We start from the raw sequence: 23,979 nt of genomic DNA, 5'->3' as shown, positions 1-23,979 counted from the left end.
GTATAGAGAATGAGATGTCAGGATATTCTGGATAAAATCGAGGCGCGGTATCCGCGCAAATATGCCTGTGACTGGGATAATGTGGGCCTTCTGGCTGGAAGCCGGGAGCGGGAAGTGGATACAGTCTACATTGCCCTGGACGCTACTGACGAGGTGGTGGACGCGGCTTCCGAGTGCGGCGCGCAGCTGCTGCTGACCCATCACCCGATGATTTTCGGCGGCCTGAAATCTGTGACCACCGACGATTATGTGGGCGAGCGGCTGATTCGCTTGATTCGAAACGACATTTCCTATTATGCCATGCATACCAATTATGATGTGATGGGAATGGCGGAGCTGGCGGCGGATATGCTGGATCTGAAGGATAGAAAGGTACTGGAGGAAGTGCTGGACGGCGAAGGCATCGGCCGTGTGGGTGATCTGCCTCGGAGTATGACCCTGGAGGAGTGCGCCAACTTTGTCAAAGGGCGCTTCGGGCTTCCTAATGTGAAGATTTTCGGAGAGCCGGAGAAGCAGGTGCATCGAGCAGCCATCTGTCCGGGATCAGGCAAGAGCGAGGCGAAGCCGGCGCTCTCTATGGGAGCGGAAGTGTATATCACCGGCGATATCGATCATCACACCGGCATTGATATGGCGGACTGCGGTATGGCGATCATTGACGCAGGACATTACGGAGTGGAGCATATCTATATCGCGGATATGGAGCATTTTTTGAAGGAAAACTGTCCGGAGCTCCGTGTGTATACTGCGCCGGTGAAGCAGCCCTTTCAGGTGCTGTAAAAGATACTCGAAAAATGGAAGTTTCATGGCTGCTGTATCAGAACATGCAGCTGCCAATGTAAAATATGGAGGTGCGGCATATGAAAATGGTAAAGGTAAGTCTGAACGGAAAAACATATGAATATCCGGAAGGAACCCGATATCTGGAAATCGCGGCGGATATGCAAAAGGATTATTCCCACGATATCGTGCTGGTGTCAGTCAATAAGCGTCTGCGGGAGCTGAACAAGAAGCTGTACGAGGATGCGGAGCTTGTATTTTACACCACGGCGGATATGGTGGGGGCCCAGTCTTACCGGCGCAGCCTGACGATGCTGCTGATGAAAGCTATCTACCGGGTGGCGGGCCACGATCATGTGACACGGGCCCAGGTACATTATTCCCTGAGCAACGGTTATTACTGTACTGTGGAGGGCGACGTGCAGGTCGACGGCACGTTCCTTGCGGCGGTGAAGGCGCAGATGCAGGAATATGTGACGCGTAAGACTCCTATCGTGAAGAAAAATGTGGGTACGGACAAGGCGCTTCGCATCTTTCATAACCATCGGATGTACGATAAGGAAAAGCTGTTCCGCTACCGCCGGGCTTCCCGGGTAAATATCTACAATATCGGTGAATTTGAGGATTATTACTACGGCTATATGGTGCCGGATACAGGGTATCTCAAGTATTTTGAACTGTATCCTTACGATGAAGGCTTTGTACTTCAGTTCCCGACTGCCGCAGCGCCGGAAAAGATTCCGCCCTTCGCACCCCAGCATAAGGTATTTCAGGTAATGAAGGAATCTGCAAAATGGGGCGATCTGCTGGGTATTTCCACTGTCGGCGATCTGAACGACTGTATCGCCCGGGGTGGCCTGCATCAGCTGATTATGACCCAGGAGGCCCTGCAGGAACGGAAAATTGCGGAGATTGCAAGCCGGATTGCGGCAGATCGCAGTCGAAAGTTTATCATGATCGCGGGACCTTCTTCCTCGGGCAAGACGACATTTTCCAGAAGACTGTCCATCCAGCTGGCGGCGGCAGGTTTGAAGCCGCACCCTATTTCCGTTGACAATTATTTCGTAGAGCGGGAAATGACGCCCCGGGATGAAAATGGAGACTATAACTTCGAATGCCTGGAGGCCATGGATATCGAGCTGTTTAACCGACAGATGTGCGAGCTTCTGGAGGGCAAAACCGTGGAACTGCCGTACTTCAATTTCAAGACCGGAAAGAAGGAGTATAACGGCGACTATATGACTATGGGAGAGGATGACATTCTGCTGATAGAGGGCATTCACTGTCTGAACGACAAGCTGTCCCACAGTCTGCCCCGGGAGAGTAAGTTTAAGATCTACATCAGCGCTCTGACACAGCTGAATGTAGATGAGCACAACCGGATCCCGACTACCGATGGCAGACTTATCCGCCGTATGGTCCGCGACGCGCGGACACGCGGAGCCAGTGCAGCCCGCACCATTTCCATGTGGCCTTCGGTCCGCAGAGGCGAGGAGGAGAATATCTTCCCCTACCAGGAGGAGGCGGATGTGGTATTTAATTCCGCATTGATTTATGAGCTTTCGGTTCTGAAGCAGTATGCGGAGCCGCTGCTTTTCGGCATCGACCGGGAAGCACCGGAGTATCTGGAGGCCAAGCGGCTTTTGAAGTTCCTGGATTATTTCCTGGGAGTAGATAGTACGAATATTCCGGATAACTCGCTGGTGCGAGAGTTTATTGGGGGCGGGTGCTTCCGGTTATAAGAGAAAAACCGTTTGGTTGAAGACGGACGGTTGAAAAAGGAGCTTTCCACGCTCGGGCGCAATTAGACCCTCCTTAGGAAAGCTCCTTTTTCAACCTGTTTTTCGGTGCAATGCACAAAAATTTTCGGTTCATTTTGTACAATCCACCAATTGACACTCACTCCTCCCCATGCTACTATAACGCCGTCATGTGAATACGTATTCACAAACATAAACACTGGTTTTTACAAGTATTACAACATAGAAGAAAACCATATCGACAGGAGAGATAACCCATGATTACAATGACCGAAATCGCCCGCCTCACCGGCGTGTCGCAGCCTACCGTATCCCGGGTGCTGAACGGCAACACTTCCGTGAAACCGGAGGTGCGGGAAAAAGTGCTGGCTTGCGCCAGAGAACATAATTTTCAACCCAATGCCATGGCCCGGGGGCTGGTGGGCAGCGGAACCAAGCTCATCGGCGTGGTGCTGACCGATATCTCCAACTCCTTTTTCGCGGATTTGGAGAAATACATGGAGCAGGCGGCGAGAAAAAAGGGCTACAGTCTGATTCTGTTTAACTCAGATTACGATCGGGAGAAGGAAAAACACTGTCTGGACGTCATGCGGCGCTACCGGGTGGACGGCCTGGTTATCGTGCCGGTGGCAGAGCATGACGCCGCGTTCCGGGAAGACATCAAAGCCCTGGATATCCCGGCTGTGGCTATTACACGTGAGACCGACCAGATGGACTGTGTCTACATTGAGCATGCAGAGGCAGGCGCACAGGTGGCGGAGCATCTGAAAAGCGTTGGCTGTGAACACTATATCTTTGTGGGAACGATTGAGGATAAAAAGTATCTGGGCTTCGCAGAGAAGATGAAGGAAACGGATCTGCATTTTGAGCAGAAGCTGACCCTGATAGAGACAAAGAATTCACGGGAAATTCAAGGCATTTTGAAAGCTCATTTTGATACACATCCGGGAAAAACCGGTATCTTTGCTTATAATGACCGCCGTGCCGTACAGGTTCACGGCATTTTGCAGAAGCTTGGTATCTCGATGCCGGAGCGTGCTGCCCTGGTGGGGTTCGATAACACCTATACCTGCGAGTACCTGTACCCGGCCCTGTCCAGCGTTTCCCAGCCAAACCGGGAGATGGCGGAAGAGGCCGTAAACATCCTGATAAAGAATATCGGGCAGCCGGAAGGCAGGGAGCTCGTCGCTCATCCCATGGGAGCACGGCTCATCGTCCGGGAAAGCTCAGAGATTTCAGAAAAGGAGAGAACGAAATGAACGCACTGCATCGCACTTGGGAAAAACTGATTTCCCAGACCCTCACGGAAGCGGAACAGATGCCGAAACGCTGGCGCCCGGGCTTTCATATCGCCCCGCCGGTGGGATGGCTCAACGATCCGAACGGACTCTGTCAGTACAAGGGCGTCTACCATGCCTTTTACCAGTATTCTCCATTTGAGGAAAAGGGCGGCCTGAAATTCTGGGCTCACTGCACCAGCACGGACCTGCTGCACTGGAAGCTGGAGAACATTCCCCTTTCCCCAGATCAGCCCTATGATTGCCACGGCGTATACTCCGGATCTGCAGTCATCGAGGATGACCACATGTACCTCTATTACACGGGAAATGTGAAAGAACTGGGCGATTACGACTACATCAACCAGGGTCGCCAGGCTAACACAGTCCGGGCCGTGAGTCTGGATGGGATCCATTTTGACCGGAAAGAACTGCTTTTGACTAACGCCGATTATCCCATGGACCTGACCTGCCATGTGCGGGATCCCAAGGTCTGGAAGAAAAATGGCCGCTGGTACATGGTACAGGGCGCACGCGCCAAAGAGGATCAGGGCGTGGTACTCCTCTTTACGTCCGGAGACGGCGTCAAATGGTTCTGCACCCACCGCCTCAAGTCTCCGAAGCCCTTCGGATTCATGTGGGAATGCCCGGATTTGTACGAGGTGGACGGACACACAGTCTTAAGTATCTCACCCCAGGGCGTAGAAGCGGACGGTTTGAAATACAACAACGTCTATCAGAGTGTCACCACCTTCCTGGATGGCGATTTCCGCACCACTTCGGTGAGCGGTGAATTCCGGGAGCTGGACGGCGGCTTTGATTTCTACGCGCCCCAGACCTTCGAGACTGAGGACGGACGGCGCATCGAAATCGGTTGGATGGGCATGGCGGATGTGGATGCGTTCTACACGAATCGTACGGTGGAGGATGGCTGGCAGCATGTACTGACCCTGCCGAGAGAACTGTCTGTGAAGGACGGCGTGCTCTGCCAGAGTCCCATCCGGGAGCTGGATGCTTATTGGACAGCGGAGCAGTCCTTTGAAAATGATTTCGCAGGCATGATGGGAAAGGCATTTGAAATCGAGCTTTCGGATGGAAATAAACTGGAAGAAAATGTAAAAATTACACTGGCGGAGTATCTTTGGCTGACATGGAACAGCAAAGAACAGATTTTCCGCATGGAATTTAAAGACAAGCTATTGGGATCAGGCCGTACAATGCGCGGACGTAAAATGACGAGACTGACAGATATGAGAGTGATTGTGGACGCCTCCTGTGTGGAAGTGTTCTTAAACGGCGGCAAGGATGTATTTTCCACCCGGTTCTATCCGGACGGGGAAGAGATAGAAGTCACAGTGAGCGCGCCGGGAGCAAAAGGCCGGTTGCGGATGTAAATCATAAGGGAGGTAACCATGGATTACAGAAAGACAGCGGAAGCAATCTATGAGAAAGTAGGAAAGAGAGAAAATCTGGTGTCAGTGGCGCATTGCTCCACGAGACTCCGGCTGGTACTGGCGGATGATAAGAAATGCGACGCAAAGGCAGTGGAAGACATTGACGGCGTCAAGGGCGTATTCAGCGCGTCCGGACAGCTGCAGGTCATCTTGGGAACGGGCGTCGTTAATAAGGTTTACGACGAGTTCCTTGCCATTTCCGGGATGACGGGTGTCAGCAAGGAGGAGGCCAAGGAAGCGGCGGCTCAGAAGCAGCCCTTCTACAAGCAGGCGATCAAGACTCTGGGCGACATTTTTGTTCCGATTATTCCGGCTATCGTGGCCAGCGGTTTCCTGATGGGAATCATGGAAGCATTGAATTTTATGGTAAATAATGGGTTCCTGAATCTGGACATCTCAGGCTCCCTGTTTGTGCTGGCGAATTTATTTGCCAACACGGCGTATACCTTCCTGCCCATTCTGATTGCCTACAGCGCGGCCAAGGTATTCGGCGGAAATCCCTATCTGGGCGCAGTCATCGGTATGATGATGATTCATCCGAATCTGCAGAACGCCTGGACGGTGGCGACCGAGGGCGTGAAACAGACTCTTCCGGTCTGGTTTGGCCTTTACAGAGTAGACCTGGTGGGCTATCAGGGACATGTCATTCCGGTTATCATCGCGGTATTTGTCATGTGCCAGATTGAAAAGCGTTTGCACAAGGTTGTTCCGGCCATGTTTGACCTGTTTGTGACGCCGCTGGTCAGCGTCTTTGTCACAGGTTACCTGACCTTTTCCATCATCGGTCCTATCTTTGTAACTGTGGAAAACGGCATTCTGAATGGGGTGCAGCAGCTTCTGACCCTGCCCTTCGGTATCGGCAGTTTTATCATGGGCGGCCTTTATTCCACTACGGTAGTGGCGGGCGTCCATCATATGTATACGCTGATTGATGTGGGTCAGCTTGGCCTTTATGGAAAAACCTACTGGCTTCCGCTGGCGTCCGCAGCGAATATCGCCCAGGGCGCAGCAGCCCTGGCGGTAGCGCTGAAAACCAGAAATCAGAAGACGAAATCCATGGCAGTCCCCTCCGCTATGTCCTGCTTCATGGGAATCACCGAGCCGGCTATCTTTGGCGTAAATCTGCGGTTCTTCAAGCCCTTTATCTGCGGAGCGGCAGGCGGCGCCTGCGGAGCCCTCTATGCTTCCGTCGTGGGTCTGGGCGCAACCGGAACCGGCGTCACCGGTATCTTCGGCCTGCTGCTCTGCCTGAATGATCCGCTGAATTATATTGTGATGTTCCTTATTTCCGCAGGTTCAGCCTTTGCGTTGACCTGGGGGTTCGGGTACAAGGATCCGGTGGAGACAAAGGCTGCCCCGGTAGAGAAAATCCCTGTGGTAAGTGAGTCTCCGGCAGCGGAAAAAGAAAGCTCCAGGGGCGGCAGTGTATACTCTCCGGTCACCGGCGAGGCTATTTCCTATACGGAGATCGCGGATCCGACCTTTGCATCCGGCGTTCTGGGCAAGGGCGCAGGTATCCGTCCGGAGAAGGGCGAGATCCAGGCTCCCTTTGACGGAACCGTTACCATGGTTTTTGATACGAAGCATGCCATCGGACTGGAAAGCGCGGACGGCACGGAGCTTCTGATTCATGTGGGGATCAATACGGTAGAATTAAAGGGAAGATATTTTACTTCCTTATGCGAAGCTGGTGCAAAGGTGAAACAGGGCGATAAGCTTCTGGAATTCGATATAGAGGCCATCAGGACAGCCGGCTACGACGCCACTGTAGCGGTTCTGGCGTCTGCCCCGGAAAATGTGAAGGACATAAAGACCGGGCACGTGGAGGCCGGAGAGAAGCTGTTTGAGACCTGCGGGAACTAAATAGAGCTAAATGCGGCTTCTTTTACCGGAAATCAGGAAAAGGAGCCGCATTTTTGTGTAGAATTTTATTTTAATAAATGTGCTTCCATACGCCGAATATAGGGTTCCAGCGTGTAGCGATCTACGAGAGCAGTCGTAGTGCCCTGTCGAGTGGTACTTAAGCCTGCGGCGTAAGTGGCGATTTTGGCTGCAGAGATCAGATCGTAATCATAAAGCAGGTAGGATACCAGTGTGGAAATAAAAGCATCTCCGGCACCGGAACTGTCTACGGAAATAACATCAATAGCCGGGAGTGAGCAAGAAAATTCCCGGGAACGGATGTAGCAGCCTTTGGAACCAAGAGTTACGATAACTGTTTGGAATTCCTTGTCATATCTGTCGCATTATAGTACTATGACTTTATGACATTGCATATTCTGGAAATGGCGCTGTCTCGGAAAAGGAGAATTTATGGCGTTGACAAAAGAAGATGCAGTTATGATATCCCAACTGTTCGGCGAGCAATTGGAAAAGCAGTTGGAGAAGCAATTGGAAAAGCATTTGGCCCCTATCCATGAGCAGCTACAGGGTATCCATATGCGCTTGGACAGACTGGAAGAGCGTGTAACAAGGCTGGAAGAACGTATGACAGCCCTGGAAGAGCGTGTGATGAAGCTGGAAGAACGTATGACAGCCCTGGAAGAGCGTGTGACGAAGCTGGAAGAACGTATGACAGCCATGGAGAAACGCGTAACGAAGCTGGAAGAACGCATGACGGTAATGGAAGAGCGCATGACGGCTGTAGAAGACCGCATGACAGCAATGGAAGGCCGTATGACAGTAATGGAAGGTCGCATGACGGCTGTAGAAGACCGCATGACTATCAACGAGGGACATATGTTGAAAGTAGAACTCCTGCTGGAGAACGATATGCTGCCGAGACTTCAGAATATCGAAGCCTGCTATACCTCTACATATCGGAGGTATCAGTTTCGGACCGAACAGATCGACACCATGCAGGAAGATGTAAATGTTTTAAAAAAAGTAGTTCAGGAGCACAGCGAGATGTTATTGAGACTGGCCTGAATGCAGAATCGTGCAATGTCTGATTGCACAAAAGAGAAAAACGCCGTAGGCTTTGCCTGCGGCGTTCATACGTTACCGGTTCTGCTGGGCCAGCTCCTTCAGCTCCTGGAAGAGCTCCAGATCCTCTCTGCTGATTTTTAGATTGGAACAGAAGGTTCTGCCGTCCGGCTCCGTGACCTTGAATTCCAGAATCGTCCCTTCGTGAATCCCGTTTTGCATGACAGAATTCAGAAAAAGCGGAAACTTAGGGTGCGCGGACTGGAAACGGTCCCAGGCGGATTTCATTTTCAAAAGCTGCATTGGATTCATAGATAATTCTCCCTGTAAAAGTATGATATCTCATTGTAGTATAAAAAGGAAAAAGAAACAAGTCTTGAACAGCGTTCGTTATTTTTTCCACGGATCACAGACTTTTTACAAAAAAAGACTGGACGAATTCACCATTATGTGCGAAAATATAACCAAATGCGACGAAGCGGGACTTAAGCCACCCCGGGTCGCTATTAATCCATTCTGAAAGGAGTTTTAAAATGATTTATTCACATGAAGTCGAGATGATGTGTCCGGTAGCGCAGGGCGTACACCATGGCGCCGCTCCGATTCCGGAAGAAGCAAAATGGGTACAGGCGAAGGAAGTTAAAGATATTTCCGGCTTTACACACGGCATTGGCTGGTGTGCACCGCAGCAGGGAGCATGTAAGCTGACCCTGAACGTAAAGGAAGGCGTTATCCAGGAGGCACTGGTGGAGACCATCGGATGTTCCGGTATGACTCATTCCGCAGCTATGGCGTCCGAGATTCTGCCGGGCCTGACTGTACTTGAGGCTCTGAACACAGACCTTGTATGTGATGCTATCAATACCGCTATGCGTGAGCTGTTCCTGCAGATCGTATACGGACGTTCTCAGTCCGCATTCTCAGAGGATGGACTTGCAGTAGGCGCAGGCCTGGAGGACCTTGGAAAGGGACTTCGTTCTCAGGTTGGTACCATGTACGGCACTCTGAAGAAGGGACCGCGTTACCTGGAGATGGCAGAGGGCTATGTAACAGGCATCGCTCTGGATGCAGAAGACCAGATTATCGGATACCAGTTCGTTTCTCTTGGCAAGATGACAGACTTTATCAAGAAGGGTGATGACCCGAACACTGCATGGGAAAAGGCGAAGGGTCAGTATGGCCGTGTAGCAGATGCGGTTAAGATCATTGACCCGCGTAAAGAGTAATCGAGGAGGTAGATGAAAAATGGCATTGTTTGAATCATATGAAAGACGTATTGATAAGATTAACGCTGTTCTGAACAGCTATGGCATCGCTTCCATCGAGGAAGCAGAGAAGATCACAAAGGATGCTGGTCTGGATGTATACAATCAGATCAAGGGCATTCAGCCGATCTGTTTCGAGAACGCTTGCTGGGCATATATCGTAGGCGCAGCTATCGCAATCAAGAAGGACTGCCGCAAGGCAGCAGACGCTGCAGCAGCTATCGGAGAGGGCCTTCAGGCTTTCTGTATTCCGGGTTCTGTAGCTGATACACGTAAGGTAGGTCTGGGACATGGTAACCTAGGCAAGATGCTTCTGGAAGAGGAGACCGAGTGTTTCGCATTCTTGGCAGGCCATGAGTCCTTCGCAGCAGCAGAGGGCGCTATCGGTATCGCAGAGAAGGCAAACAAGGTTCGTCAGAAGCCGCTGCGCGTTATCCTGAACGGCCTTGGAAAGGACGCTGCTCAGATCATCGCAAGAATCAACGGATTTACATACGTTGAGACGGAGTACGATCCGTACACCAACGAGGTTAAGGAAGTATTCCGCAAGGCTTACTCCGAGGGACTTCGCGCAAAGGTTAACTGCTACGGCGCAAACAGCGTTCCGGAAGGCGTAGCGATCATGTGGAAGGAGAACGTAGACGTATCCATCACAGGTAACTCTACCAACCCGACCCGTTTCCAGCATCCGGTAGCAGGTACTTATAAGAAGGAGCGCCTGGAGGCAGGAAAGAAGTACTTCTCCGTAGCATCCGGCGGCGGTACAGGACGTACCCTTCACCCGGACAACATGGCAGCAGGACCTGCTTCCTACGGTATGACCGATACACTTGGACGTATGCACTCCGACGCTCAGTTTGCAGGTTCCTCTTCTGTACCGGCTCATGTAGAGATGATGGGTCTCATCGGTGCCGGTAACAATCCGATGGTTGGTATGACTGTTGCAGTTGCAGTAGCTGTACAGGAAGCAGCAGACGCTGGCAAGTTCTAAGCTAGAACGATAGTCTAAGAGATAAATGTGGAAAGGCATTCGCCGGATGAATCCGACGGGTGCCTTTTGTTTTTGTTGCGCGATCAAAAAAAGGTGAGAAAAGTTGAAGCCAACCAACATTTCCTATAGGCAAAATAGGGTATTGACAAAAATACATTCCTCTGCTATAGTAAAGTTACTGTAGCACATCAAAGTTGCACTGTGAAAAATAAAAAGTCAATGGAGACTCCGAAGAAGCGCGTCTTGTATTGACTTTTTTTAGTTAAAGGAGGATAATATTATGGCAAACCTTAAATTGTGGGATTTTGTGAAAGAAGTAAAAGGGACAGGTTACAAATGGGTAGACCTGACACATGAGCTGAGCCCGGAAACTCCGCACTGGTATGGCTTCAAGCCGCTGGAAGGCAAGCTCCTTTTCGACTACAGAGAGGGAACCCCGGACGACATGATGGCTCCCATGAGATGTATTCAGTACAGCGTAGCCAGCCAGTATGGTACCCATGTAGACGTACCGCTTCATTTCTGGGGCGACGGTCGTGACATGAGCAAGATTACCGTAAAAGAGCTGGTATATCCTCTGGTAGTCGTAGACAAGTCCAAGGAATGTGCCGAGAACGCCGAATTCACCATGACTGTAGCAGATCTGGAAAAGTGGGAGAGCGAGAACGGCAGAATCCCGGAGGGCGCGTTCGTAGCATTCCGTTCCGATTGGCATAAGAAGTCCAATCTGGACAATCCGGACGAGAATGGCAATCCTCATTATCCGGGCTGGAGCGTAGACGCGATCAAGTGGCTGGTAGAGGAGCGTAATATCGGCGCCATCGGACATGAGCCGGCAGATACCGACCCCAGCTATGTGACCACAAGAGAAGACGCATATCCGTATCCGGGCGAGCAGTACATTCTGGAGACTGACCGCATCCAGATTGAGGTTATGAGAAATCTGGATCAGGTACCGGCTGTGGGAGCTATGATTGTATGCGCGTTCCCGAAGCTGAAGGATGGTACAGGCTTCCCTGCAAGATGCTTCGCAATCTGCCCCGAAGACTAAAATCAGGAGGACATAGGATATGTTGGAATTTGACGAGCAGCTTTCAAGACTGCAGAAACCGGACCGCGAGGAGATGACAGACGAGGAATACGCTGTCTTCAATAAAAATGTAGAAGTTATGGAGAAGAACTGGGGCTTCATCAACAACCTGTTCAAGATTCTTCCCCTGAACGCCAAGGAGTACATCGGATTCCTGAATTTCAAGAATTCCCTGTATAACGACACCTGCTATCTGACAGACGCGCAGAAAGAGATGATTGGCGTGGTTGTATCCTCTTACAATTGCTGCTGTTACTGCCTGACCACCCACGGCGACAATCTCCGCGGTATGTGGAAGAACGCCCGTCTGGTAGACAAGATTTCCTATAATTATCGTTCCGCCAAGGATGAGCTGTCCAAAGAGGACTACGCGCTTTGCGAGTATGCATGGTACGTAACTGCGCATCCCCGCGACATTGATCAGGAGCAGGTGAATAAGCTCCGTGAGGCAGGACTGGATGATCATCAGATTCTGGAAGCAGCCTTTGTAGCAGGCTTCTTCAACTACACGAACCGTTGGGTCAGCACCATCGCTCCGGTTCCGAATCCGGGTCATTACAGCCATAACCGTAATTTCGAAGATTAATCCTTACATAAAATAAGACCGAATCCTTTTTGGAAGGAGACGGTCTTATTTTTGTACAGTTAAATTTTGCGGTTGTTCAGGGGAATCGTCAGCTTTTTCAGCTTATCCATATTCGTCTTCGGCAAAGCGTTGCCGGGATAAATCTTATTCTTGATGGCCTGCATTCGGGCGTCAGTCTGAGCGATGATGTCGGCGCATTCCTTCAGCTCTGCGGACAGTTCATCCGCATTTTCCACATCCTCAATATTCTGTTTGTACTTCAGCTGATGATCGACGCTGGCCCAGAAGTCCATGGCGATGGTCCGGATCTGCACCTCTACCCGAATGTTTTTCTTCTGATTGGAGAAGAAGACCGGGATCTCGATGATCAGGTGCAGGCTGCGATAGCCGTTGTCCTTGGGATGCTCAATGTAATCCTTCTTCTTAATTAAAGTAATATCATCCTGGCGCAGCAGCATATCCGCCACGGTATAAATGTCGTCGATAAAAGAACAGATCACGCGGACGCCAGCCACATCATTCAGATTCTTTTCTACAGACTCCACGCTGACGGGCACGCCGTAACGGTGCAGCTTCTCTACGATACTCAAAGGCTTCTTCACCCTGGAGGTGATAAATTCAATGGGGTTGCGCTGATGATGGACACTCAGCTCGTCATTCAGCACCTCCAGCTTGGTTCGCATCTCACGGATGGCACAGCTGTACATCATCATCAATTCTTGGAATTCAAAGGCCTGATTGACAAAATAAGTTTGTATATCCGGAATATCTGTGGTATCGAGAAAGGTTTTCTGTAATTCGCTTTCCATAGGAGTCACCATCCTGTGTTATAAAATACATCTATTGTAGAATTGTTCAGGCACGGAGCAGTCACCTGATTGTTAAGATTATAACACATATAGAACAAAAATGGAAGAGAGAAAGCAACCCCTTGCAAAAGTCCCGAAAATGTGTATACTGGATAATAGTTATGCCCATTTTCGGAAAAGGTGTCCGGATGGGCTTTTGAATCGCAGGCATATACACATAGAAGATAAGGATGAATGAATTTATGGCAAATTATGTAGATGAAATTAAAAAAAGAAGAACCTTCGCGATTATTTCCCACCCCGACGCAGGTAAAACGACCCTGACTGAGAAGTTCCTGCTCTATGGCGGAGCTATCAACCTGGCAGGCTCTGTAAAGGGAAAGGCCACGGCCCGTCACGCGGTTTCCGACTGGATGGAGATCGAAAAGGAGAGAGGTATCTCTGTTACTTCGTCGGTATTACAGTTTAATTACGACGGCTATTGTATCAACATTCTGGATACTCCGGGACATCAGGACTTCTCCGAGGACACCTACCGTACCCTGATGGCTGCGGATTCCGCAGTTATGGTTATTGACGGCAGTAAGGGCGTGGAGGCTCAGACCCGGAAGCTTTTCAAGGTCTGCGCCATGCGCCATATCCCCATTTTTACCTTTATCAATAAGATGGACCGGGAAGCGATGGATATCTTTGAACTGCTGGACGATATCGAGAATGAGCTTGGTATTGCCACCTGCCCGGTAAACTGGCCCATCGGCTCCGGTAAGGCATTCAAGGGCGTCTATGACCGGAACACCGAGAAGGTGTTGCTGTTCTCCGACACTGAAAAGGGAACCAAGGAAGGTGAGGAGCTGGATTTGTCCATCAACGATCCACAGATTGACAGCATCCTGGATCCGGGTCAGAAAGAAAAGCTCATGGACGACATCGAGCTTCTGGACGGCGCCAGCGCGGAGTTCGATCAAGAGCTGGTGAGCCAGGGAAAGCTGTCCCCGGTATTCTTCGGATCGGCTCTGACCAACTTTGGCGTGGAGACTTTCCTGAAGCATTTTTTACAGATGACCACTTCTCCGCTGCCCCGTAAGGCAGACGTGGGTCTGATTGATCCCATGGAAGAGGAGTTTTCTGCTTTTGTATTCAAGATCCAGGCAAATATGAACAAGGCGCACCGGGACCGTATCGCGTTTATCCGTATCTGTTCCGGCAAGTTTACCGCCGGCATGGAGGTTTACCATGTGCAGGGCGGCAGAAAGCAGCGTCTGTCCCAGCCTCAGCAGATCATGGCGCAGGACCGGAAGATTGTGGACGAGGCTTACGCAGGCGATATCATCGGCGTCTTTGATCCGGGTATTTTCTCCATCGGAGATACCCTGTGTATGCCGGGCAGGCAGATTAAGTACGAAGGAATTCCGACCTTTGCGCCGGAGCATTTCGCGCGTGTGCGTCAGATTGATACCATGAAGCGGAAGCAGTTTGTCAAGGGCATTGAACAGATTGCCCAGGAGGGAGCTATCCAGATTTTCCAGGAGTTCAACACCGGTATGGAGGAAATCATCGTGGGCGTCGTGGGCGTTCTGCAGTTCGACGTTCTGAAGTATCGTCTGGAAAATGAATACAACGTGGACATCCGTCTGGAGCCGCTGCCCTACGAGCATATCCGTTGGATCGAGAACGAGGATATCGACATGAGCAAGCTGGTGGGCACCTCTGATATGAAGAAGATCAAGGATCTGAAGGGCAGACCGTTGCTGATCTGGGCCAACGCATGGAGCGTGGGTATGACGCTTGATCGAAATCCTGGTCTGATCCTGTCCGAGTTTGGCCGGTAATTATTACGGCCACAGACCATGGGAAACCCTTGTCAACAACGTGTAAAGTGTGATAAAATATAAAAAGCATGGCAGGAGAGGCGTATCTGTTGCCAGGTCGTGTGAGAAAGTAAGAAAAAAGCTTCGTGTAAGCAGGATAACCTGATTTACACAGAAAACAGGAGGTTTTGGATATGTCAAAGGAAGAAAAAAGAGGCGTTCATATGATACATGAGGACAGTCAGCTGGGCGAAGTTCAGATCGCGGACGAGGTAGTCGCTACCATAGCCGGGTTGGCAGCTACCGAGGTAGAGGGCGTGGCTTCCATGGCCGGCAATATCACCAACGAACTGATCGGAAAGCTGGGCGTCAAGAACCTGTCCAAGGGCGTCAAGGTTCTTGTGACAGACCGCAGCGTAGACGTGGATCTGGCTCTGAATATTGAGTATGGCTACAGCATCATGAAGGTATCTGAGAAGGTACAGGATCGTGTGAAGAGCGCCATTGAGAACATGACAGGACTGGAAGTTGCCATGGTCAATATCCGCATTGTTAATGTGAATATGGGAAAAGAGGATAAATAAGTAGCACAGGAAGGGGAGCGGCTGCAGTCAGCGGCTCCCTTTTCAAACGATTAAGAGGGAAAAAGGACAAGATGAAAAGACGAGAGTTAAGAGAGCATATTTTTGAACTGCTGTTTCGTATCGAATTTAACAGCGCAGAGGAGATGCCGGAGCAGATCCGGATGTTCTTCGACAGCCTGGGTGAGGTGGAGCCGAAGGATCAGCAGTATATTGAGAAAAAATATGCGCATATTATAGAAAAACTGCCGGAGATCGACAAGGCTCTGGAAGATACGGCGGAAGGTTGGAAGGTATCCCGTATGGGCAAGGCCGATCTGACCATTTTACGTCTGGCTGTGTATGAGATGGAATACGATGAGGACGTTCCTGTGGGCGTAGCAGTCAATGAGGCGGTGGAGCTGTCCAAAAAGTTTGGCGGCGACGAGTCTCCGGCCTTTGTGAACGGTATCTTAGGTAAGATAGGAAAGACAGGAAAAGCGGAATGAAGCATGTCTATACGGTAGCGCAGGTAAACACATATATCAAGAATATGTTTACACAGGATTTTATGCTGAACCGTATTTATGTAAAGGGAGAGGTGTCCAACTGTAAATATCACAGTTCCGGGCACATCTACTTTTCTCTGAAGGATGAGAGCGGAACCATGGCATGTGTCATGTTCGCGGGCGACCGGAAAGGTCTGGCTTTTCCTATGCAGGATGGACAAAGGATCATTGTACTGGGGCGTGTCAGCGTCTACGAGCGCAGCGGCAGCTATCAGCTTTATGCCAGAGAGATTATCAAAGACGGCGTGGGCCAGCTTTACGAGGCTTACGAGAAGCTGAAAAACGAGCTTGAGGAAATGGGCATGTTCGCGCAGGAATACAAGCAGCCGATTCCTTACTATGTGAAACGGTTGGGTGTGGTGACGGCGCCTACAGGAGCTGCAGTGCAGGATATCCGCAATATTGCCTTGCGGCGCAACCCTTATGTACAGATTATTCTCTACCCGGCTCAGGTGCAGGGAGAGGGCGCGGCGGACAGCATTGTGCGAGGTATCAAGGCCTTGGATGCGTTGGGCCTGGACGTGTTGATTGTGGGCCGTGGCGGCGGTTCCATCGAGGATCTGTGGGCCTTTAATGAGGAAAAGGTGGCACGGGCCATCTTTGATTGCAATACGCCGGTGATCTCAGCAGTCGGTCATGAGACAGATACGACCATTGCCGATTATGTGGCGGATCTCAGGGCGCCGACGCCTTCAGCGGCGGCGGAACTGGCTGTGACGGATATCCGGGAGCTGTTGGAGCGGATGCAGGGCTATCGCAGGCAGTTTGAGAATATCTTCGGTCACAGAATGGAAGAATATTACAGAAGACTGGCGGAGTTGAAAACCAGAGTACAGCGTATCAATCCGGAGACACAGCTTCTGGAAAAGCGGATGCGTCTGTCTGAATTATCCAACGGTCTTACGCAGGCCATGCAGGACAAGCTGTTAGATCGAAAGCATAGCCTGAATCTGTACATTGAGCGTCTGCACGGACTTTCCCCGCTTCTGAAGCTGCAGCAGGGTTATTCCTATACGGAAGGGCCGGATGGAAAGGCTGTAACCGGAATTGACGAGGCTGCAGAGGGCGAACAGCTCCGAATCCATGTGACAGACGGTGTATACACAGCGGTAGTAGAAGGCCGCGAAAGGATAAAGAGAGGGTAGAGCGGTATGGCGACGAAGAAAAAAGAAGCGACACTGGAAGAAAATTTCGCGGAGCTGGACGGAATGCTTGAGAAGCTGGCGGATCGGGACGTGCCGCTGGAAGAATCCTTCGCGATTTACGCCGAGGGCATGAAGCTTCTGAAGGCCTGCGGCGAAAAGCTGGATAAGGTAGAGAAAAAAATGCTGGTCATGAATGAGGAGGGCAAACTGGATGAGTTTTAAAGAAGAGCTTCGTACCAAGACAGAAGAAATTGAAAAATTGCTTACAACTTATCTGCCGCAGGAGACCGGGTTCCAGAAGACTGTTCTGGAGGCGGTGAACTATAGTGTACTGGCAGGCGGCAAGAGACTCAGGCCCCTTCTGATGAAAGAGACCTATCAGATGTTCGGCGGCGAGGGAAAGGTCGTGGAGCCCTTCATGGCAGCCATGGAAATGATTCATACATATTCACTGGTACATGATGATCTTCCGGCTATGGATAATGACGAGTACCGTCGCGGCAAGAAGACGACCCACGCGGTATACGGCGAAGCCATGGGTATCCTGGCAGGTGACGCACTTCTGAATCTGGCTTTTGAGACAGCGGCGGGAGCTTTCGATATGGAAACCAGTCCGCGGACCGCAAAGGCCTTACAGATTCTGTCCGGAAAGGCAGGCATCTACGGTATGATCGGCGGCCAGGTGGTGGATGTGGAATCCGAGGGACAGCCTCTCTCCAGAGAAAAACTGGATTTTATCTACCGGCTGAAGACCAGCGCGCTGATTGAAGCGGCCATGATGGTGGGCGCGGTCCTGGCAGGCGCTTCTGATGAAGAAGTGGCCGCCATGGAGCGCGTGGCGGGCGATGTGGGATTGGCTTTCCAGATCCAGGATGATATTCTGGATGTAACCAGTACGCTGGAGGTGCTTGGAAAACCGATCCACAGTGACGATAAGAATAACAAGACTACCTATGTAACGCTGGAAGGCCTTGATAAGGCAAAGAAGGATGTGGAGGAGATTTCCGAGAGAGCTCTTTCCACCCTGGCTTCCCTGGAGCATAAGAACGCGTTCCTGGAAGAACTGATCCGAATGCTGATTACAAGAGAAAAATAGAACTGAGGTGAGGATATGCTGCTGGAGCAGATCAATCAGGTCAATGATATTAAAAAACTGAACAAAGAGGACTGGGAGCCGCTGGCGCAGGAGATCCGGGATTTTCTGATCGAGAAAATCAGTGTGACAGGCGGCCATCTGGCTTCGAATCTGGGCGTGGTGGAGCTGACCATGGCCATGCATCTGGCATTTAACTTCCCTGAGGATCAGGTGGTCTGGGATGTGGGCCATCAGTCCTATACGCATAAGCTGCTGACCGGAAGAAGGGCAGGCTTCGATGACCTGCGGAAATATGGCGGCATGAGCGGATTTCCGAAGCGGAAGGAGAGTAACTGCGACTGCTTCGACACCGGTCACAGCTCCACCTCGATTTCAGCAGGCATTGGTCTGGTAAAGGCCCGGGAGCTGACTGGCGGTCATCAAAGCGTCATTTCCGTCATCGGTGACGGCTCCATGACCGGCGGCATGGCTTTCGAGGCTTTGAACAATGCCTCTCAGTTAAAGAGCAATTTTATTATCATTCTGAACGATAACCAGATGTCCATCGCGGAGAACGTGGGCGGTTTGAGCCAGTACCTGAACGGTATGCGTTCCAACGAAGGCTATAACAATTTTAAAGCAGGATTACAGAATACCCTGGAGAAAATACCGGTATACGGCGACGGCATTGTGCGGCAGCTGAAGAAGACCAAGAGCGGCCTGAAGCAGCTGGTGATCCCGGGCATGTTCTTTGAAGACATGGGTATCACCTATCTGGGGCCGGTGGACGGCCACAATATCGACCAGTTGATTCGTACCTTCAACGACGCAAAAAAAGTGCATCATGCGGTGCTGATTCACGTCTGTACGAAAAAAGGTAAGGGCTATGAGCCGGCGGAGCGTCATCCGTCCCGGTTCCACGGCGCGGAGCCTTTCGTAATTGAGACAGGCCTGCCCAAGAGCAGACGATCCAAGGCCAATTATACGGATATCTTTTCCACAGTGATGCGGAAGCTGGGTGATCGGGACGAGAAGGTGGTGGCCATTACGGCGGCCATGCCGGACGGAACCGGTCTCAAGCGCTTTAAAAATATGTTTCCGGATCGGTTTTTCGACGTGGGAATCGCGGAGCAGCACGCCGTAACCTTTGCGGCAGGTCTGGCGGCAGGCGGCTTGAAGCCGGTGGTAGCGGTTTATTCCTCTTTCCTGCAGCGCGCCTACGATCAGGTGCTGCATGACGTCTGTATCCAGAACCTGCATGTGATTTTTGCCATTGACCGGGCAGGACTGGTGGGCAGCGACGGCGAGACTCATCAGGGCATTTTTGATCTGTCCTACCTGTCCGGTATTCCGAATATGACCATTATGGCTCCGAAAAATAAATGGGAGCTTTCCGATATGATGAAGTTCGCGGTAAACTATGACGGTCCCATCGCCCTGCGCTATCCCAGGGGTGAAGCCTACGACGGCCTGCAGGAATTCCGCGCGCCCATTGCCTATGGCAGGAGCGAGTGGATCTATGAGGAAGCGGATATCGCCTTGATGGCTGTGGGCAGTATGGTGAAGACGGCGGAGCAAGTGCGGGATGCCTTAAAGGATACCGGTTACAACTGCACGCTCATCAATGCCCGTTTCGTTAAGCCCATCGACGAGCAGATGCTGGAAGATGTGGCGAAGCAGCATAAGCTTCTGGTAACGTTGGAAGAAAATGTAAGGAACGGTGGCTTCGGCGATCATGTGCTGGAGTATGTCAATGACAGAGACTTCGATATGAAGGTTCTGAATATCGCCCTGCCGGATGAGTATGTGGAGCATGGCAATGTGGCGCTATTGCACAAAGAGGTAGGACTGGACGCGGAAACCATTGTAAAACGTGTGATCACGGCTTATGTGGGTGAAATGTAAAAAGTTTACAGGCGGCTTCGCTGAAAGGTGAAGCCGTAAGAATAAAGCTTAGGAGAGAATGATATGAAGGTACGTCTGGACGTGCTTCTGGTAAACAGAGGCCTGGCAAAATCCAGAGAGCAGGCCAAGGCCATCATTATGGAAGGCAAGGTCTTTGTAAAGGGGCAGCGGGAGGACAAGGCCGGGTCCATGTTCGAAGAGGCTGCACCCATCGAAATTCACGGACAGAAGCTGCGCTATGTGAGCCGGGGCGGTCTGAAGCTTGAAAAGGCAGTGGCCCATTTTGATCTGGGTCTGGAAGGAAAGGTCTGCATGGATGTGGGATCTTCCACCGGCGGCTTCACCGACTGTATGCTGCAGAACGGCGCGGTAAAGGTGTACGCAGTAGATGTGGGAACCAATCAGCTGGACTGGAAGCTTCGAAGCGATCCGCGTGTGGTCTGCATGGAGAAAACCAATATCCGTTACCTGACTCCTGATCAGATCGATGAGCGTCCCCAGTTTGCCTCCATCGACGTGGCCTTTATCTCTCTGACGAAGGTACTGCTTCCGGTGCGGGAGCTTTTAAGCGATAACGGCCAGGTGGTGGCGCTGATTAAGCCCCAGTTTGAGGCAGGCCGGGAGAAGGTTGGCAAGAAGGGCGTGGTGCGGGAAAAGAGCACCCATCTGGAAGTGATTCAGATGGTCCTGACCTATGCCTGGTCCATTGGCTTTGATATTCTGGCACTGGAATTTTCCCCCATCAAGGGGCCGGAGGGAAACATTGAATACCTGGTATGGCTGCAAAAGACTGGCCGGGAAGCGGCAGAGGAGATTCCGACCTGGGAAGAAATGAAAAGTCATCTGCCCGAGGGCGTAGAGCCGGAGCGGATCGTGGACGAGGCCCATGGCACACTGGATGTAAAATAAGCAAATCGGGAAGAGATACAGATGAATCGATTTTATGTGATTACCAATGTGGAAAAAGATAAAAATTTGGAAACCACCCGTCAGATCTGCAACTATCTGAGAGCCAGAGGCTGTGAATGTACGGTCAGGGAATTTCAGAAAGAAAAAGAAACCGGAGAAAATGGAGATTATCGCTACACAGACGCCTCCCTGATTCCGGCCGGAACAGAATGCATATTGGTGCTGGGCGGCGATGGAACCCTGATCCAGGCAGCTCGGGACACCGTGGATCGAAAGATTCCTTTGCTTGGCGTAAATCTGGGAACCCTGGGTTTCCTGGCTGAGATCGAGAAAGCCGGTGTGCCAGACGCCCTGGATAGTCTGATTCTCGACAATTATACCATTGAACCCCGGATGCTTCTGGAGGGAACCGTATACCGGGAGGGCAGAGAGCCGGTGAAAAATCTGGCGCTGAACGACATCGTTGTGAACCGTGCAGGGGCGCTTCGTATTATCGATTACGAGATTTCCGTCAACGGGGAGCCGTTGAACCGGTATTCCGCCGACGGCATGATTGTATCGACTCCCACCGGATCCACCGGTTACAGCCTGTCCGCGGGCGGTCCCATTGTATCGCCCATGGCCAGCATGATTGTGGTGACGCCCATCTGTCCCCATACGCTGACTGCGCGAAGCATCGTATTGTCCGGCGGAGACCGGGTGACGGTGCGGACCGGAGCCGGAAGGAGAAACCAGAGAGAAGAATCCTTTGTAACCTTTGACGGCGAGGTGCAGGTGCCGGTGGCTACAGGAGATTATGTGGAGATAAAGAAGTCGGAAAAGACGGTCAACATATTGAAAATCAGCAGGGTCAGCTTTCTGGAGGTCCTGCGTGACAAAATGCGCGGCAACTAGGAGGAAAGACGAAATGAAGATAGAGCGGCATGCAAAAATCATTGAACTGATCAACGAGTATGCCATCGAGACGCAGGAGGAGCTGGCCAGCCGTTTGAATGACGCGGGCTTCCGGGTCACCCAGGCTACGGTGTCCAGAGATATTCGGGAGCTGAAGCTGACTAAGATGGCAGTAAACGGACGGCAGCGATATGTGGTGGTCCCCGGCAGCAGCGATCATATGGGTGACAAGTATATCGGTATCTTGCGTGACAGCTTTCTGTCCATGGAAATGGCTCAAAATATTCTGGTGGTCAAGACAGTGGCAGGCATGGCCATGGCAGCTGCAGCGGCGCTGGATGCCCTGCACTGGCAGGAGATCGTGGGCTGCATTGCCGGAGACGATACTATTTTCTGCGCAGTACGCAGTGTGGACGATACGATGATCGTCATGGAAAAATTAAGAAAAGCAATCAGGGATTAGCGAGAGGAAAAGTATGTTAGAGCATCTGCATGTAAAAAATCTGGCATTGATTCGTGAGGCAGAGATTGATTTTACGGAAGGTCTGAATATCCTGACCGGTGAGACCGGAGCGGGAAAATCCATCGTCATCGGTTCCGTGGGTCTGGCGCTGGGCGGCAAGGTGGCTAAGGATCTGGTGCGCCCAGGCGCGGACTTTGGTCTGGCGGAGTTGGTCTTTTCCGTTACCAGTGAGAGGTTAAAAGACCGCCTGAAGGAGCTGGACGTGATTCCCGAGGATGGGCAGATTATCCTGTCCAGGAAAATCATGAACGGCAAAAGCATCAACAAAATCAACGGCGAGACTGTCACTTTAAATCAGCTTCGGGAGACAGCGGCCCTTCTTATCGACGTACACGGCCAGCACGAACACCAGTCCTTATTGCAGAAGAAAAAGCATCTGGAGATTCTGGATGAATATGCCAAAGAAGAACTGCAGCCCATAAAGGAAAAGCTGGCGGCGGCTTACACGGAATGGAAAAAACTTACAGAAGAACAGAAAAACGCCCGGATGGACGAGGAGAGCCGCATGCGGGAGCTGTCTCTTCTGGAATTTGAAACAAAGGAGATTGAGGACGCAGGTCTGAGCATCGGCGAGGATGAGGAGCTGGAGCAGAGATACCGGAAAATGACCGGCGCGAAGCGGCTGATGGAGGCGGCTGGAACCGCCTACGGACTGACCGGTTACGAGGAAGCGGAAGGCGCCGGAACGGCTATTGGCCGGGCGCTCCGGGAACTGCAGGGCGTCCAGAGCCTGGATGAAGACCTGAGGGATCTGACCGGTCAGCTTTCAGACATCGACAGCCTGTTAAATGATTTCAACCGGGAGCTTTCTGATTACGTATCCTCTCTGGAATTTGCAGGGGAAGAATTTGAGCAGGTGGAAGAGCGCCTGAATCAGCTAAACCATCTGAAATCCAAGTATGGCAAAACGCTGGAAGCGGTACTGGAATACGGTCAGAAGCAGCAGGAGCGCCTGGCGGCCCTGCAGGACTACGACGCCTATCTGGCGCGTCTGGAAAAGCAGACTGCGGAAAAAGAGCGGGAGCTGGAGGGTCTCTGTGAGAAGGCGAGCGTCATCCGGAAACGCTATGCCGAAGTGCTCTGCGCAAAGATTCGGGGGCATTTGATTGACCTGAACTTCCTGGATGTGGAGTTCGAACTGGAGTTTGACCGCATTTCCGGTTATACGTCGGGCGGCTTTGACGACGCGGAATTTGTAATTTCCACGAATCCGGGTGAATCCTTAAGGCCGCTGGCAAAGATAGCTTCCGGCGGTGAACTGTCCCGTATCATGCTGGCGATTAAGACTGTACTGGCTGATAAGGATCAGATAGAAACTGTGATTTTCGACGAAATCGATGTGGGAATCAGTGGCCGTACCGCTCAGAAAGTATCGGAGAAAATGATGCTGATTGGCAGGAGCAGACAGGTCATCTGCATCACCCATCTGGCTCAGATCGCGGCCATGGCGGACACTCATTTCCGTATCGAAAAACAGGTAGCGGACGGCGGCACACGGACCGAGATCCGGCGTCTGACTGAGGCAGAAAGTGTCGAAGAGCTGGCCCGTATTCTGGGCGGCGCGGAGATTACAGACGCTGTTTTCCAGAATGCCTCCGAAATGAAAGAACTGGCAGGTAACAAAAAGTCCCAGACTAGATAACCGGAGATTCTG

Annotated in this window: 24 protein-coding genes; 21 read left to right on the top strand and 3 right to left on the bottom strand. The window is 51.5% G+C overall.

The window, feature by feature from the left end:
• Positions 1-9: 9 nt before the first annotated feature.
• The 5 genes from ACTRC3_RS05325 (at position 10) to ACTRC3_RS05305 (ending at position 7,134) form a co-directional block, all read left to right on the top strand.
• Positions 10-780, top strand: a complete 771-nt coding sequence (locus ACTRC3_RS05325; protein ID WP_440322083.1) for a Nif3-like dinuclear metal center hexameric protein — start codon at positions 10-12, stop codon at positions 778-780.
• An 80-nt stretch (positions 781-860) separates the two neighbouring features.
• The gene (locus ACTRC3_RS05320; protein ID WP_440322082.1) at positions 861-2,522 is read left to right on the top strand and encodes a nucleoside kinase; all 1,662 of its coding nucleotides are present in this window, start codon (positions 861-863) and stop codon (positions 2,520-2,522) included.
• Between the two features lie 275 nt (positions 2,523-2,797).
• Complete coding sequence (locus tag ACTRC3_RS05315; RefSeq protein ID WP_440322080.1) at positions 2,798-3,799, top strand: LacI family DNA-binding transcriptional regulator; 1,002 nt, start codon at positions 2,798-2,800, stop codon at positions 3,797-3,799.
• Positions 3,796-5,211, top strand: a complete 1,416-nt coding sequence (locus ACTRC3_RS05310; protein WP_440322078.1) for a glycoside hydrolase family 32 protein — start codon at positions 3,796-3,798, stop codon at positions 5,209-5,211. Before ACTRC3_RS05315 ends, ACTRC3_RS05310 begins: the two co-directional genes overlap by 4 nt.
• A gap of 18 nt (positions 5,212-5,229) precedes the next feature.
• Entirely contained in the window at positions 5,230-7,134 is a 1,905-nt protein-coding gene (locus ACTRC3_RS05305; protein WP_440322076.1) for a glucose PTS transporter subunit IIA, read from the top strand.
• A 65-nt stretch (positions 7,135-7,199) separates the two neighbouring features.
• On the opposite strand, the gene ACTRC3_RS05300 is transcribed toward ACTRC3_RS05305, so the two are convergent.
• Positions 7,200-7,484, bottom strand: a complete 285-nt coding sequence (locus ACTRC3_RS05300) for a PfkB family carbohydrate kinase (protein WP_440322093.1) — start codon at positions 7,482-7,484, stop codon at positions 7,200-7,202.
• Between the two features lie 100 nt (positions 7,485-7,584).
• Between ACTRC3_RS05300 and ACTRC3_RS05295 the strand changes: the two genes are divergently transcribed.
• Entirely contained in the window at positions 7,585-8,199 is a 615-nt protein-coding gene (locus ACTRC3_RS05295) for a hypothetical protein (protein ID WP_440322075.1), read from the top strand.
• A gap of 72 nt (positions 8,200-8,271) precedes the next feature.
• On the opposite strand, the gene ACTRC3_RS05290 is transcribed toward ACTRC3_RS05295, so the two are convergent.
• Positions 8,272-8,508 (bottom strand): hypothetical protein, encoded by a 237-nt coding sequence (locus ACTRC3_RS05290; protein ID WP_178039657.1) that lies wholly within the window; start codon positions 8,506-8,508, stop codon positions 8,272-8,274.
• Between the two features lie 221 nt (positions 8,509-8,729).
• On the opposite strand from ACTRC3_RS05290, the gene ACTRC3_RS05285 reads away from it, so the two are divergent.
• The 4 genes from ACTRC3_RS05285 to ACTRC3_RS05270 all read left to right on the top strand — a co-directional run bounded on the left by ACTRC3_RS05285 (position 8,730) and on the right by ACTRC3_RS05270 (position 12,128).
• Positions 8,730-9,422, top strand: a complete 693-nt coding sequence (locus ACTRC3_RS05285; RefSeq protein WP_158364323.1) for an iron-sulfur cluster assembly scaffold protein — start codon at positions 8,730-8,732, stop codon at positions 9,420-9,422.
• 19 nt (positions 9,423-9,441) lie between these two features.
• Positions 9,442-10,452, top strand: a complete 1,011-nt coding sequence (locus ACTRC3_RS05280; RefSeq protein ID WP_178039658.1) for a GGGtGRT protein — start codon at positions 9,442-9,444, stop codon at positions 10,450-10,452.
• Between the two features lie 280 nt (positions 10,453-10,732).
• Positions 10,733-11,503, top strand: a complete 771-nt coding sequence (locus ACTRC3_RS05275; RefSeq protein ID WP_349164670.1) for a cyclase family protein — start codon at positions 10,733-10,735, stop codon at positions 11,501-11,503.
• A 19-nt stretch (positions 11,504-11,522) separates the two neighbouring features.
• The gene (locus ACTRC3_RS05270) at positions 11,523-12,128 is read left to right on the top strand and encodes a peroxidase-related enzyme (RefSeq protein ID WP_178039660.1); all 606 of its coding nucleotides are present in this window, start codon (positions 11,523-11,525) and stop codon (positions 12,126-12,128) included.
• Between the two features lie 59 nt (positions 12,129-12,187).
• Here ACTRC3_RS05270 and ACTRC3_RS05265 read toward each other — a convergent pair whose 3' ends face one another.
• Positions 12,188-12,937 (bottom strand): GTP pyrophosphokinase, encoded by a 750-nt coding sequence (locus ACTRC3_RS05265; RefSeq protein WP_440322072.1) that lies wholly within the window; start codon positions 12,935-12,937, stop codon positions 12,188-12,190.
• A gap of 242 nt (positions 12,938-13,179) precedes the next feature.
• Here ACTRC3_RS05265 and ACTRC3_RS05260 point away from each other — a divergent pair, with 242 nt between their 5' ends.
• The 11 genes from ACTRC3_RS05260 to recN all read left to right on the top strand — a co-directional run bounded on the left by ACTRC3_RS05260 (position 13,180) and on the right by recN (position 23,967).
• Positions 13,180-14,766 (top strand): peptide chain release factor 3, encoded by a 1,587-nt coding sequence (locus ACTRC3_RS05260; RefSeq protein ID WP_178039662.1) that lies wholly within the window; start codon positions 13,180-13,182, stop codon positions 14,764-14,766.
• Positions 14,767-14,939: 173 nt separating this feature from the next.
• Complete coding sequence (locus ACTRC3_RS05255) at positions 14,940-15,329, top strand: Asp23/Gls24 family envelope stress response protein (protein WP_178039663.1); 390 nt, start codon at positions 14,940-14,942, stop codon at positions 15,327-15,329.
• Positions 15,330-15,400: 71 nt separating this feature from the next.
• Positions 15,401-15,814: a transcription antitermination factor NusB gene (gene nusB / locus ACTRC3_RS05250; RefSeq protein WP_178039664.1), complete on the top strand. Its 414-nt coding sequence runs from the start codon at positions 15,401-15,403 to the stop codon at positions 15,812-15,814.
• Positions 15,811-17,019: an exodeoxyribonuclease VII large subunit gene (gene xseA, locus ACTRC3_RS05245; protein WP_440322069.1), complete on the top strand. Its 1,209-nt coding sequence runs from the start codon at positions 15,811-15,813 to the stop codon at positions 17,017-17,019. The genes nusB and xseA overlap by 4 nt, the downstream gene beginning before the upstream one ends.
• Positions 17,020-17,025: 6 nt before the next feature.
• On the top strand, positions 17,026-17,241 hold the full coding sequence (gene xseB, locus ACTRC3_RS05240; RefSeq protein WP_178039666.1) for an exodeoxyribonuclease VII small subunit: 216 nt from the start codon (positions 17,026-17,028) through the stop codon (positions 17,239-17,241).
• On the top strand, positions 17,231-18,115 hold the full coding sequence (locus ACTRC3_RS05235) for a polyprenyl synthetase family protein (protein WP_440322067.1): 885 nt from the start codon (positions 17,231-17,233) through the stop codon (positions 18,113-18,115). The genes xseB and ACTRC3_RS05235 overlap by 11 nt, the downstream gene beginning before the upstream one ends.
• Positions 18,116-18,130: 15 nt before the next feature.
• Complete coding sequence (gene dxs / locus ACTRC3_RS05230) at positions 18,131-19,999, top strand: 1-deoxy-D-xylulose-5-phosphate synthase (protein ID WP_440322065.1); 1,869 nt, start codon at positions 18,131-18,133, stop codon at positions 19,997-19,999.
• Positions 20,000-20,062: 63 nt separating this feature from the next.
• Positions 20,063-20,908 carry a TlyA family RNA methyltransferase gene (locus ACTRC3_RS05225; protein WP_440322064.1) on the top strand — a complete coding sequence of 282 codons (846 nt, stop codon included), beginning with the start codon at positions 20,063-20,065 and terminating at the stop codon, positions 20,906-20,908.
• Between the two features lie 21 nt (positions 20,909-20,929).
• Positions 20,930-21,802: an NAD(+)/NADH kinase gene (locus ACTRC3_RS05220; RefSeq protein WP_178039670.1), complete on the top strand. Its 873-nt coding sequence runs from the start codon at positions 20,930-20,932 to the stop codon at positions 21,800-21,802.
• Positions 21,803-21,815: 13 nt separating this feature from the next.
• The gene (locus tag ACTRC3_RS05215; RefSeq protein WP_178039671.1) at positions 21,816-22,265 is read left to right on the top strand and encodes an arginine repressor; all 450 of its coding nucleotides are present in this window, start codon (positions 21,816-21,818) and stop codon (positions 22,263-22,265) included.
• Positions 22,266-22,278: 13 nt separating this feature from the next.
• The gene (recN, locus tag ACTRC3_RS05210) at positions 22,279-23,967 is read left to right on the top strand and encodes a DNA repair protein RecN (RefSeq protein WP_440322061.1); all 1,689 of its coding nucleotides are present in this window, start codon (positions 22,279-22,281) and stop codon (positions 23,965-23,967) included.
• Positions 23,968-23,979 lie beyond the last annotated feature (12 nt).

It is taken from the genome of Laedolimicola sp., assembly GCF_051972735.1.
Taxonomy (GTDB): Bacteria; Bacillota; Clostridia; order Lachnospirales; family Lachnospiraceae; genus Laedolimicola; species Laedolimicola intestinihominis.
This window is presented reverse-complemented; position numbering and strand designations above follow the sequence as displayed.